Origin of the sequence: Chroococcus sp. FPU101 (assembly GCF_017312365.1) — a bacterium.
GTDB lineage: Bacteria > Cyanobacteriota > Cyanobacteriia > Cyanobacteriales > Microcystaceae > Chroococcus.
The window spans coordinates 38380-50358 of the sequence record NZ_BLJI01000002.1 but is presented as its reverse complement, the minus strand read 5'-3'; the positions used below and the strand labels follow the sequence as shown (position 1 = coordinate 50358).

Sequence of the window (11979 nt, the reverse complement as noted above, 5' to 3'; positions counted from 1 at the left end):
CTTTCGGTAACTTGTAAACTAAGATCGTCTCTATCAATTGTAAAAGTTCTTGCTGTGTTTGGCTTGTGGAAATTTTTGTCTAACTTTGCGATAATAATTATAAATTTATATTGGAAATATAGCTATCGAAAGACAGACGTTTAACGCTTTAGAACGGGCTGCTTTATCACTTCATCGTATTGTGACTGATTTATATAGTGAAGCAGATAACGCAGTTGAGCAAGAAAATTATAATGATGCTAGTTTACTTCAAAGTCAAGCAGATTTACTGTATGAAGTGGTAGAGAATCTAGAAACGATATTGTCAGAACAAGAGGATTAAATCAATGATGGAAGAATTAAAAGTACAAATAAAATATGAATCTAGCCAAGCAGCTAAATTAAGTAAAGAAGCATCAATCGCTTTTGAGAATAATCAAAGAAGTGAGGGTAAAACTTTGATGAAAGAAGCAGTAGCAGCCTCAAAAAAATGTCAAGAACTCATTAAACAATTTAATGAATTGAATTTGACAATAAAATAATTTATTCTCCATATTCATCTAGTTTGTCTTGTTGAGATTGAATTAGTCTTTCTCTGATTTCTTGAACTTTGAAATATAAATGAGTAATATCTGCTACTAATTTTTCTTTACTTAAATCTAACTTGAAGACATAATTTTATATAAAATTGATTATTTTCTTCATATATTTTGCCATATTTATGTCTTGTGCTTGAGGGGCTGTCTAGCTTCGTCTGATGAAATAAGCAATCTTCAAAGATTTTTCTGTCTAATAAATGATAAGAAACTATTTCGCCATCTTGTCTAACAACTAGAAATCCATTAGGAGCTTCTTCTGTTTTCCAGTTTTCTGATGCTCTTAAACCTAAAGTTATACTATTTAAGAAATCTTTTATTTTTCTTTCATAAATGTCATTAATATTGTCAAGTTGATAATTGCAAGGATTATCTAGTACAATTTTCCGATGTAAATCAACTATATTACTTTTATCATCACTATAAAAGTTAAGTAATAAACTTGATACTATGACTGGCATTTGACTATCTACAAGAACTAAATTTCTATAAAGTATTTCAGTATAATTATTGGTTTTCACTTCATCAAATATAATTAATTTATTATTTCTAATTTTTTTAAGAATTTGCTTTCCCGAGCTTAGTTGATTTAATTCTTTAACTTCTTGTTTATTAATTCCTTCAATTTGATAAATAAAGCTAGTTTTTAGATTAGCATTAAAAATTGTCGGAGAACTTCCTAATTTAGATTTTATGGAAAAACTTAATTTTTCTGAGGCTTGTATATCGTGATCTATAATTTCAACTTCTATATCTTTAATATTTTTAGAGGAACTCTTAATAGATACGCAATGAATACTTTTAAGAAAATCTTCAACCTTTGGCAAAGCAAACGTATTACTATTATTTCTAATTTCTTTTATTAAGTTATTAGCTTTATCAATAAAATCACTCATAGGTATGATTTTAGTATCTTTACCATTTCTACTAATAATGATTTTCGACTCAGTGTCTTGAATAGTAAATTCAAGATTATCTAAATTCTCTAACCGTAAAATCTTATTAATGTTATAAAATGAATTTAGAATAATTTTAAATTGAAAATCACCTTTATAAAGCTTTCCTGTTCCTAGTAGATAAAAAAGAACATAGATTTCTGTCCATTCTCCTTTATTAAAAGTTTTATACATAACATTTTCCTTTGAAAATAATTCTAATTGTTCACCTTGCATATCCTTTAAATATCCAGTGTTTATTTCAGGAAATGATAAAGTTTTTATAACTTGTTCTGCTACAGCTTGAACTACAGGAATAGCGACTGAGTTTCCAAATTGTTTATAAGCTTGTACATCACTAACCACTATTTTGAAATCTTCAGGAAATCCTTGTAGTCTTGCCCATTCTCTTGGTGTCATTCTTCTAACTAATGATTTATTAACTTCTCCTTTAATCCGAGTAACAGGTATGAAATTAGTTAATCGTTCATCAATTACTAAATTTCTTTCTTTGCCCATTCCTCCAACAACTAAAGAGTTAGCAACTCCATTATTAGAAATAATTTCATAACCAAACCCATTACCTTTATTTTCATGTCTCTCTCTGTGTTTTACCAAAGTCTGTAAATATTGCTCGGATAAATAATATTTAACGCTTACTTCATCTTTTTCTAAGATATTTTTTAGAGTAACAATTTGTCCTACTGGTTTAGGATATGAAAAACTAAAAATGTTTAAATCTTTTCTAAAACCTACAATAAATATTCTAGGTCTCTTTTGAGGAACACCAAAATCTTTTGCATTTAAAATTTTAGGAGATGGAACATAATATTCCAAATCATTTTCTAGAATATCTAAGATAATTCTTAAAGTTTTACCTTTATTATGATTTAATAAACCTTGAACATTTTCTAATAAAAATGCTTTTGGTCTTTTAACATTAATAATTCGAGCAATTTCAAAAAATAAAGTTCCTCTCGCATCCTCAAAGCCATTTTTTCTACCAGCAATACTAAACGCTTGACAGGGAAATCCTGCACAAAGAATATCATGTTCTGGAACATCATTTTCATTTAACTGTCTAATATCATCGTTTTCAGGTAGATGACCAAAATTCTCTAAATATACTTTTCTGGCAAAAGGATCAATTTCAGATGAGAAAACACATTTACATCCCAATTTTTCTAGGGCAATTCTAAATCCTCCTATACCTGCAAATAAATCGATAAAAGTTAACATAGTATAATCAAAAATATTATATAAATAATAGCAAATTTCTAAATTAGTCTCAAGGCAACCATGTTAAAAAACAGCGATTTTCTTCTTGTTTATTTATTTTTGCACCGATTTTATTATAGAAGTTTAAGCCGCGAATATTTCTAACATCAGCATTCCAAGCAAGATGAGTACAATCTGTTCTTGAAGCAATTTGAGCTAGTTTATTCATTAAAATTAAACCTGCACCTTGACTTCTTTGAGATTCATCTACATATAAATCATCAATCCAAATACTCGGTTGTCCAGAGAAAGAAGAATAGCGAAAGTTGTACAAAGCAAAGCCAATTTCATTACCTGCGTTTTCCACAAATAGAACATAAGAAAAAGGAATATTCCCAAAAAGTGTTTTCTGTATTTTTTCTTCTGTAACTTCTAAAACCCCTTGAAAAGCACCAATATTTCTGTCAAATTCTGCCTTCTTTTTGATAAATGAGTAAATTAATGTTACGTCATTCGGATTAGCAGGGCGAATATTCATGTATTATATTTCTCCCCATTCATCTAGTTTATTTTGTTGAGTTTGAATTAGTTTTTCTTTTATTTCTTGCCAATTAATTTCAGGATGACTCATTGTAGCTTCTAATTTACCTTGTTCGAGATAAAAGACTTTTGACGCGAATTGTTTAGTAATTTCTAATTGATGATTGACCATTAAAATCGACATCACTTTATTTTCAGTCAATTCTTTTAAAATATCGATTAAATGATTGGCTATTCCGAGATCTAATGCTGAGGTGGGTTCATCAAGTAATAAAATTTGCGGTTGCATCATTAAACCCCGCGCAATCGAAATAATTTGGCGTTGTCCTAAAGAAAGTTGCAATTCATTGCGTTCTAACCATTCAAAAGGTATTAATAAACGATTCAGCCAAGTATTCATTTTATCTGATATTTCTTGCTGAGAACGTTTTTGTAAAACTAATGGATAAGCTAAGGATTCTTGAACGGTCATTCCTAATAATTTCGGTTCTTGGGGAACTAAAACGATTTGTTGACGAAGAGAAATAACGGGTATTTTTTGAATCGGTTGATGATTATAAAATATTCTTCCTTCTGTGGGTTCAATTAAGCGATTAAGCAGACGTAAAAGAGTCGTTTTTCCTGCACCTGATGAACCAATAATTGCAATACGATCGCCTCTATCCACTTTAAACGAAATATCTCTTAACAAATAATCCAAACCGATTGAAGCGGTTAAACCAACTTGTTTAAGTTCTAGGATAAAATTATCATTCATTCTCTAACCAATCCCCAATTGTCCCGCTAAAGAAGGACTTAAAGGAATGAGAGTCGCTAACATCAAAAATAGAGCAAGTAAACCCCAAGCTGCACGGGTATCATCGGGTTCAGAAATTTCATTTAAGCTAGGTCGTTCTAATTCTCTTTGTAAGAAAAGAATTAAAATTGTCCAATACAAAGGAATCGGATTAATCGGGTTAATAATAGCAATAACCCCTAAAATCACTAGAGTAATAATTGTGGTACGACGCGCTACTTTACGACCATAAATAGCCTGTACAATTCTACCCCCATCAAGTTGACCTGCGGGCAAAAGATTTAGGGCAGTAATCACTAATCCTAGCCATCCGACAATTGTTAAAGGATTAATATCAACAATGGTTTTTTGTAATTCATCACCTAACACAACTCTTGCTAGTGAACCGACTAAAATCGAACTTTGGAAAAACTGACTAGGGATTTGAAAAAGGCTTCCAGTATGAGATAATGTAAGACCGATAATTAATAAAATAAGCGATACTAAACCCCCTAATGCTGGGCCTGCAAATGCGACATCAAATAAGGCTGTTCTGTGGGGGACTAAAGATTCAAAACGAGTAATTGCACCAAAAGATCCGATTTGCCAAGTAGGGAGGAAAAAGGGCAGACTTAAACGAATATTATAACGATTGGCTAGAAAACGATGTCCCATTTCATGCGCCCCTAAAACAGCCCAAAGTCCTAAAGACATGGGAATAGTTTCGATAGCACGTCCCCAATTAGAAAAAATATCAAATCCTAATAATAATCCTGCTGCTTCTAAACTGGTGAGAATGGTTGCGACAAAGAGAATGATTGCAATATATTTTTGCGCTGTGGTAGTGGGCTGCGGGTCATTTGTACTAGGGAGAATAATCACTACGGGTTTATTTTCGACACCTTCGACTAAAAAAAGACGATATTTCTCACCAAAATGCTCTTTTAATTTTTCTGAAAGACGATTAAAACTTTCTTCTGTTTCCCCGCGTAAATTTCCTCTAAAAATTGCTCCCTCTTGATAGGGAATGGTTTCTGTTGCAAAAAAGGTATCAATCCCAAAAATACTTTTAATAGTTTTTAAATCTTCTTCGGGGATGGGTAAAACGTCGGGAATAACTTTACCATCAACGTTGGGTGTTGCTTTAAAATTATTGGTATGATTTTCTAGCTGTTCGCTTTGGATGCGTTGTGCGGCACGTTCTCTAAGGATGGTATCTTGTCCAGCAGCCCGTAAACGTTTTCCCAGATAAATATAAACGATCGTACTGAGAATCAGCAATAAAAGAATCCCTGCAAGATTCAAATAAATTCCTGCCGCAAAGAGTCCAAAAAAGAGTAGCCAAGGAGCCATTAAAATAACAGATTGTAACCACGCTAGTAGACCCAACTTGCCATAAACTCTAGAGCGATTGTAGCCCCAGATCAAGATCCCTAGGGCAAGTAAAAGAATTAGAACAATAGCAGTCGTTTCGGAGGCGTTTAACATTCGTTTAAAAATAATGAATTTTAAAGTTTATGACTGGCTAAAAGGGCAGAACGCAAGTTACCTTGATGATCATTGAGTAAACGATCGCACATTTCTCCTTCTAAACCACTCCAGTGCATTAATAAAGCTAGTTTAACGCGCCTGCCACTTTTCTCTAGTAATAATCCTGCTTCATCTCGATTTAATTCGGTTAAATCTTGGATCATGCGTAAAGCGCGATCGTGTAGTTTACGATTTGTTACAGCAACATCGATCATGCGATTACCGTAGACTTTCCCCAGTTTAACCATTGTGCCAGTCGATAAAATATTCAGTGCCATTTTGGTTACTGTCCCTGCTTTGAGACGAGTCGAACCTGCTAAAATTTCTGGCCCTGTGAGTAAGCGGATATCGACATCAGCAATAATCTTCACCTGTTCAGATGGAACACAACTGATAGAAATCGTCGTTGCGCCTCGACGTTTGGCTTCAGCTAATGCCCCGTGTACATAAGGGGTTGTGCCACCTGCCGTAATTCCCACTACGACATCAACGACTGTAATATTTCTTTGTGCCATCACTGCCGCGCCATCTTCTGGTTTATCTTCTAAGTCTTCGGAACTTTTAACCAGTGCAGATGTACCACCTGCGATAATTCCCTGTACTAATTCGGGTGGCGTACAAAAGGTGGGCGGACATTCGGCAGCATCGAGTACTCCTAATCGTCCACTGGTTCCCGCACCAATATAAAAGAGCCTACCACCTTTAAAGAGTGATTCACTCGTGAGATCAATGGCTTGGGCAAGTTCTTGACGAGCAGAAGAAATCGCTTTTAAAGTTTGAATATCTTCTTGATTAAATAGATCAACTAATTCCAGGGTTGTTAGTTCATCAAGATTTTGGCTATTGGGGTTAACTTGTTCGGTGAGGAGATATCCTCTATTTTCGAGTGTTTCCATCGATATTTTAGACTAATCCTTCGAGTTGACGACGAATGCGATCAAGTTCTGATTCAGTCATTTCCGACTCTGATTCAACCTCCATTGGTTCCCCTTCTTCTGTCCAATCTGGACTAACAACATTTTGATCTGGTGGAATCGCCAACATACCATCTTTAATTAGTTCTGATTCGTAATTTGCCTCTCGACAAAATTCTTCAATTTCTTCAGAGTCCACCGCTTCAACAGTTGGAGAGGGAAAATCCTGTGCTTCTAATAACAAAGCGTAACGGGTGGCATCATCTTCGGATTCAAACATTAAAACTTTATTTTGTGAACCCACCTGCACCGTATGAATTCCCTCGTTTTCCGTTCGGGCATTAAACAATAAGACGTATACGCGCATAGAAATTAATTTCAATAAAAGGATTTTTTATCTACTGTACTAGATTAAGTCCATCAACGCGAATCTGTGTGGAAGCTTGTCATATAATAGATCACAGGTCAAATATTTCCCTCTACACTAAAACAGAATTTTTATAAATCTTAAATTCTAATGTCAGATTTTCCCGAATACGAGTCAAATAGCCCATCGCTCACTGTCGAACAAGCTTTGACGAACTTACAACAAAAAGAGGATTTAGGTTTACGCTATTATGCTGCTTGGTGGTTAGGACGGTTTCGCGTTTCTGAACCCAAAGCAATGAACCTATTAATGGAAGCATTAACCGATGATACCGATCGTACACCCGATGGGGGTTATCCACTCCGACGCAATGCAGCCACCGCATTAGGTAAACTCGAAGCAACCACCGCCGTTCCAGCACTAATCGACTGTTTAACTTGTGAAGATTATTATGTCAGAGAATCTGCCGCCCAAGCCCTCGAAATGATTGGGGATCAAAGAGCGATTCCAGCCTTAATCGATTTACTAGATGGCGGGGTAGAAGCAGCAGTGCAGGTGGTAGGTAAACCTCATTTGAGACAACCCTATGAAGCGATTTTAGAAGCGTTGGGGACACTTGGAGTAAAAAACAGCATTTTATTAATAGAACCATTTCTAGGCCATTCTACAGAGAAGGTACAATATGCTGCGGCGCGGGCGTTGTATCAACTGACAGGTCAAAATATTTATGGCGATCGCTTAATTCAAGCCTTAGACGGAAAAGACTTACAGTTACGCCGTTCTGCTTTAATGGATTTAGGTGCGATCGGCTATTTAAGTGCGGCTGAACCGATTTATAATACTTTGGCTGAAAATAGTTTAAAACTGATCGCCCTCAAAGGATTACTCGAAAATCATCTTAAAGATCACAATAATGTTTTATCTGATGAAAGTAAACACGTGATGGGACTGATGGACGGACTACTATGAAAACAATGGAAAATCACGTTACAGAATTGATTCAAGCAGTCGAAAAAGCAGATACGTCGGAGGGTTTACTCGATGCAGTAAAAGCCCTCTGTGCGGTTCGTCACCAAGCAGCGATTCCGACATTAATCGAGGTTCTAAAATACAATAACCCTGGGGCTGCCGTTGCTGCTGTGGATGGGTTAATCGAGATAGGAGAGATTGCGGTTTCTCCTATCCTAGAACAAGTGGATGGTTATAATTATGGGGCAAGAGCATGGGCGACTCGTGCTTTAGCGGGAATTGGTGATCCTCGTGCATTAGAATTACTTTTAGATGCAGCATTGAATGATTTTTCCCTCAGTGTCCGTCGTGCTGCTGCTAAAGGGTTAGGGAGCATTCGTTGGGATAAAATATCTGGTGAAGATGCTCAAACCGCACAAGAAGAAGTCTTAAATGCTTTAATTAAAGTCTCTCATGATCCTGAATGGGTGGTACGTTATGCTGCGGTAGTTGGGTTAGAGAATTTTGCCGTTTCAACAAAGGGTACATTTGAACTAGATAAAATTTTTGAGCGATTTCAGGAAATGAAAGGATCTGAAACAGAACAGGTGATTTGCGCCCGTATTCAGTTAGCAGAGAGTGTTTTAAATTTTAGCTCCTAATGCTTGTAAATTAAACAAAGTTGCGGGAGACAAACCAGACGTTCTAGCAAGAATCATATCTTGATAAAGTTGGGGACGACGCAGTGTATTCAGACATTCTCCCGTCTGGAAGTTCCAAACTTGAATCACTTCCCCTGTACTCCCACTAACTAAAATCTCTTCATGCTTAGCATAGTGAAAAACCCACATAAAATCCGTCTGACCCTGAAACGTTTGTAGACATTGTAAGGTTTTTAGATCCCACAGTTTAGCACTTTGATCCGCACTCCCACTGAGTAACTTTTGGCCATCAAGACTAAAACGAACTGACCAAACCAATTTAGTATGATCCGATAGAGTTGCTAAACATCCTTTCTCAATATCCCATAGTTTAATAGTACGATCGCCACTTCCACTAGCGATTTTTGTGCCATCAGGACTAAAAACAACACACCAAACCCAATCTTGATGACTTTCTAGAGTTTGTAAACAGTTTCCCGTTTTGAGATCCCAGAGTTTAATCGTATGGTCGGCACTTCCACTAGCAAGATATTGGCCATTTGGACTAAAATTGACCGATAGAATGCGATCCAGATGTCCGATTAAATTTTTCAAACAGCGACCCGTTCTGAGATCCCAGAGTTTAATTGTATGGTCGGCACTTCCACTAGCAAGATATTGATTATCTGGACTAAAAGCAAGCGTCCACACTGTTTCGGTATGTCCTAAAAAAGATTGATTTATGGTTCCTTGTTCAAGATTCCATAACCAGATATTTTTATCTTCACCACTTGCGGCTATTTTTTGACCATCGGGACTAAAAGCGACGGTATGAACTGTTTTTTTAGGTTGATGAAAGGTTTTTAGACAGTCTCCAGTCGTGAGATCCCATATTCTCACTTTTCCTGCTGCGTCCCCACTGACTAAACGTTGACCCGTTGAATCAAAGGCTAATGACCAATAAGACTCGACACAAGCTGTATAACCATGCCAATATCTTAAACGTTCTCCCGTTTGAACATTCCATAATCCTACTTGTTCATTATCGCTTGCGGCTAAAAGTTGACCATTGGGACTAAATGCGACCGACCAAATTTGGCTAGTATATCCAGAAAGAATTTGACAACATTTTCCCGTTTTGATATCCCATAGTCTTAAAGTTTGTCCATCACTTCCTGCTAAAAGTTGCCCATCAGGACTAAAAGCAACAGACCAAACTAAGGTTAAATCTTCTATCGTTTGAATACATTCCCCGTTTGTCACTGTCCAAAGTTTGATCCGTTGTTCCTCGCTACTAGCTAAAATCTCGCCATCGGTACTAAATTTGACGGAAGAAATCGCGGTAGTATGACCGTCTAGGATTTTTAGGCATTCACCTGTACTCAAATTCCAAAATCTAAGAGTAAGATCTTCACTTCCACTCACTAAATAATCATTTTGGGGATGAAAAGTAATTGCCGTAACTGGGGCCGTATGACCATAGAACGTTTGTATTTCTTTTCCTGTTTGACTATTCCAGATTTTTATTGTTTGATCATTGCTACAACTGGCTAAAAGTTGTCCATCACTACTAAAAGCGACTTCAGTTACCCAATCTTCATGACCATACAGAGTACAATATTCTGTAAAGAGTGCAAGGTTCCAAAGTTTAATTGTTTGGTCAAAACTTCCACTGGCTAAAATATCTCCAGTCGGACTAAAAGCAAGTGTCCAAACTGAACTTTGATGACCTTTAAGATTGATTAATAATTGTCCTGTCGTGATTTGCCAAATTCGTATTGTACCGTCTGCGTGTCCTGTCGCTAATTGTTGATGATTGGGATTAAATGCGATCGCATATACAGTACCAAAAGTCTGAGAAAAAATCGATTTAGCTAAATTAGTCTCAGTAAAGTTGACTCTTTGTAAAGAAATATCTCTAAAATCAGCTTGCCAAATCGTCAGACCCGATAAATCAAAATCACTGAGATCGGTTTTAAGATAACACAGAAGATTTAGTAAATTTCCCGCTAAGTAATTGATTTCCTTAGATTGACGCAATTCCTGTAAAAGTTGAATTAAATACGCTTGTACTGTATTCGTTTGTCCAAAATGGTTTAGTAATTCTTGAATGAGAGGAACAATGATTAATTGTTGTTGAATGTCTCTAATTGTGTCGCTGATGAGTGCCTTATAAAGAGAATGATTTTTTAAAAGCTTCAGATGATGTTGTGTCAATTCTACAATCGCTTGTTCTAATAAACGTTCGGTGACATATTCCATGACGACGGGTTGCTGTGTGTAACGACTCGTTTGATGTTCCAAAAACGATCGCCAATTAAGGGACTCTAACGCGGATAATAATTCAGTACGGATAACAGGTGGTGTAATATCTTCAATCAAAGTCGTAATCGATGTCCAATCTCGGTTAATCGCTAACCAATAAGAGATCGTTTGTTCTAGTGGAGAGAGACGCTCAAATTGTTGGGCTAATAAATAGCGAATATTATTAATAACAGTGGTATTTTGTTCTAAAAAGGCGGCAATATCCCCATCAAATAGATCTTTAATCGAATTTGCGACAATTTTGACAGCTAGAGGACTATTTCCGTACTCATTAGCAAGGGTTTGTTTTTGCTGCGGGGTTCCGACTAACCCACTTGCTGATAATAAGGTTTCTGCTGCTTCGGGACAACCTTTTAGAATCAGTGTATGTACTCCAAACTCTGATCCTTCTAATGCTGCAATTTCCGAGGGTTTTTCACGACTGGTAAGCACAAGACAACTAGAATGTCCAATCTCTGCAACAGATTGTAATAATGTGCCGTATTCCTCATAACCCTTGCGATATTGTCCTGCAGTTCCTTGGGGTTGTAGCAATGTTTCGAGATTATCGAGAATAATTAAACAACGCATTGATCGCAAGTATGAAATTAACTGACGAATATCACCCGCTTTTTCTTGATGTTCCGATAAACACTCGACTAATTCACTAATTAGTATCGGTAAGGCTGGCGCATTCCGTAGCGATCGCCATATAATACACTCAAACTGATCAGCTAATTCTTGTGCAAGTTTAACCGATAAAGCAGTTTTACCAATTCCCCCCATTCCAAGCAAGAGAACTAAGCGAGATTTATCCTTAATAATCCAATCTTGTAGCGTTTCAAGTTCTGCACTGCGACCTTTGAACATCGAAACATCGATCGCTTCTCCCCAATCTATCCGATTTTGATGGGTAATAGGTAAAGGACTGACTATAACATCTTCTTTTATCGGTTTTGTGTAGTCACTCTTGACCAATTCTAAATTAAATGCACTAAACAGAGTTTGTAGGGTACTGATACTAACCATCCCCTCACGGTTAAAAACTTTGCGAATGGTTCGTATTGCTAACCCTGTATGTTCGCTAATACGTTCTTGAGTAAAACGATACTCAAAAGCATCCTCTTTTTCTAGAACGAGAATTGCATCTTGTAGCTTCTTTAGACCTTGAGGAGTGGGAATGACTCCTCGTTGTCGTTGTTGTTTGGATTCATTCACAGATCACTTTTAGG

At 36.4% G+C, this 11979-nt stretch carries 10 protein-coding genes and 2 pseudogenes; 4 read left to right on the top strand and 8 right to left on the bottom strand.

Annotation, left to right across the window (positions count from 1 at the left end; translation table 11 throughout):
• The first annotated feature begins 181 nt into the window (after positions 1–181).
• Positions 182–322 (top strand): hypothetical protein, encoded by a 141-nt coding sequence (locus CFPU101_RS02780; RefSeq protein WP_206813819.1) that lies wholly within the window; start codon positions 182–184, stop codon positions 320–322.
• Between the two features lie 4 nt (positions 323–326).
• A complete protein-coding gene (locus CFPU101_RS02775; protein ID WP_206813818.1) occupies positions 327–521 on the top strand; it encodes a hypothetical protein in 195 nt (64 codons plus the stop codon).
• Positions 522–628: 107 nt separating this feature from the next.
• On the opposite strand, the pseudogene CFPU101_RS26120 reads toward CFPU101_RS02775, so the two are convergent.
• The 7 genes and pseudogenes from CFPU101_RS26120 to CFPU101_RS02745 form a co-directional block, all read right to left on the bottom strand.
• Positions 629–1678 (bottom strand): annotated as a pseudogene (locus CFPU101_RS26120) (HpaII family restriction endonuclease); the annotation flags it as partial.
• 39 nt (positions 1679–1717) lie between these two features.
• Positions 1718–2749, bottom strand: a pseudogene (locus CFPU101_RS26115) (DNA cytosine methyltransferase); the annotation flags it as partial.
• Between the two features lie 49 nt (positions 2750–2798).
• The gene (locus CFPU101_RS02765) at positions 2799–3266 is read right to left on the bottom strand and encodes a GNAT family N-acetyltransferase (RefSeq protein WP_206813816.1); all 468 of its coding nucleotides are present in this window, start codon (positions 3264–3266) and stop codon (positions 2799–2801) included.
• A 3-nt stretch (positions 3267–3269) separates the two neighbouring features.
• Positions 3270–4025, bottom strand: coding sequence for an ATP-binding cassette domain-containing protein (locus CFPU101_RS02760; protein ID WP_206813815.1), 756 nt, complete (start codon positions 4023–4025; stop codon positions 3270–3272).
• 3 nt (positions 4026–4028) lie between these two features.
• The gene (locus tag CFPU101_RS02755) at positions 4029–5531 is read right to left on the bottom strand and encodes a site-2 protease family protein (RefSeq protein WP_206813814.1); all 1503 of its coding nucleotides are present in this window, start codon (positions 5529–5531) and stop codon (positions 4029–4031) included.
• A gap of 20 nt (positions 5532–5551) precedes the next feature.
• On the bottom strand, positions 5552–6469 hold the full coding sequence (murQ, locus tag CFPU101_RS02750) for an N-acetylmuramic acid 6-phosphate etherase (RefSeq protein ID WP_206813813.1): 918 nt from the start codon (positions 6467–6469) through the stop codon (positions 5552–5554).
• A gap of 7 nt (positions 6470–6476) precedes the next feature.
• Positions 6477–6854, bottom strand: a complete 378-nt coding sequence (locus CFPU101_RS02745) for a DUF3110 domain-containing protein (protein ID WP_206813812.1) — start codon at positions 6852–6854, stop codon at positions 6477–6479.
• 150 nt (positions 6855–7004) lie between these two features.
• Here CFPU101_RS02745 and CFPU101_RS02740 point away from each other — a divergent pair, with 150 nt between their 5' ends.
• The gene (locus CFPU101_RS02740) at positions 7005–7823 is read left to right on the top strand and encodes a HEAT repeat domain-containing protein (protein ID WP_206813811.1); all 819 of its coding nucleotides are present in this window, start codon (positions 7005–7007) and stop codon (positions 7821–7823) included.
• A gap of 5 nt (positions 7824–7828) precedes the next feature.
• The gene (locus tag CFPU101_RS02735) at positions 7829–8464 is read left to right on the top strand and encodes a HEAT repeat domain-containing protein (protein ID WP_206813810.1); all 636 of its coding nucleotides are present in this window, start codon (positions 7829–7831) and stop codon (positions 8462–8464) included.
• Here the strand turns inward: CFPU101_RS02735 and CFPU101_RS02730 are convergent.
• Positions 8447–11965 carry a WD40 repeat domain-containing protein gene (locus CFPU101_RS02730; protein WP_206813809.1) on the bottom strand — a complete coding sequence of 1173 codons (3519 nt, stop codon included), beginning with the start codon at positions 11963–11965 and terminating at the stop codon, positions 8447–8449. The genes CFPU101_RS02735 and CFPU101_RS02730 overlap by 18 nt on opposite strands.
• Positions 11966–11979: the final 14 nt, after the last annotated feature.

What these genes read in the sequence shown, in the direction of transcription:
- CFPU101_RS02775 (WP_206813818.1), top strand. Translation starts at nt 327, where the DNA reads ATGATGGAAGAATTAAAAGTACAAATAAAATATGAATCTAGCCAAGCA.
- CFPU101_RS02765 (WP_206813816.1), bottom strand. Translation starts at nt 3,266, where the DNA reads ATGAATATTCGCCCTGCTAATCCGAATGACGTAACATTAATTTACTCA.
- CFPU101_RS02760 (WP_206813815.1), bottom strand. Translation starts at nt 4,025, where the DNA reads ATGAATGATAATTTTATCCTAGAACTTAAACAAGTTGGTTTAACCGCT.
- CFPU101_RS02755 (WP_206813814.1), bottom strand. Translation starts at nt 5,531, where the DNA reads ATGTTAAACGCCTCCGAAACGACTGCTATTGTTCTAATTCTTTTACTT.
- murQ (WP_206813813.1), bottom strand. Translation starts at nt 6,469, where the DNA reads ATGGAAACACTCGAAAATAGAGGATATCTCCTCACCGAACAAGTTAAC.
- CFPU101_RS02745 (WP_206813812.1), bottom strand. Translation starts at nt 6,854, where the DNA reads ATGCGCGTATACGTCTTATTGTTTAATGCCCGAACGGAAAACGAGGGA.
- CFPU101_RS02740 (WP_206813811.1), top strand. Translation starts at nt 7,005, where the DNA reads ATGTCAGATTTTCCCGAATACGAGTCAAATAGCCCATCGCTCACTGTC.
- CFPU101_RS02735 (WP_206813810.1), top strand. Translation starts at nt 7,829, where the DNA reads ATGGAAAATCACGTTACAGAATTGATTCAAGCAGTCGAAAAAGCAGAT.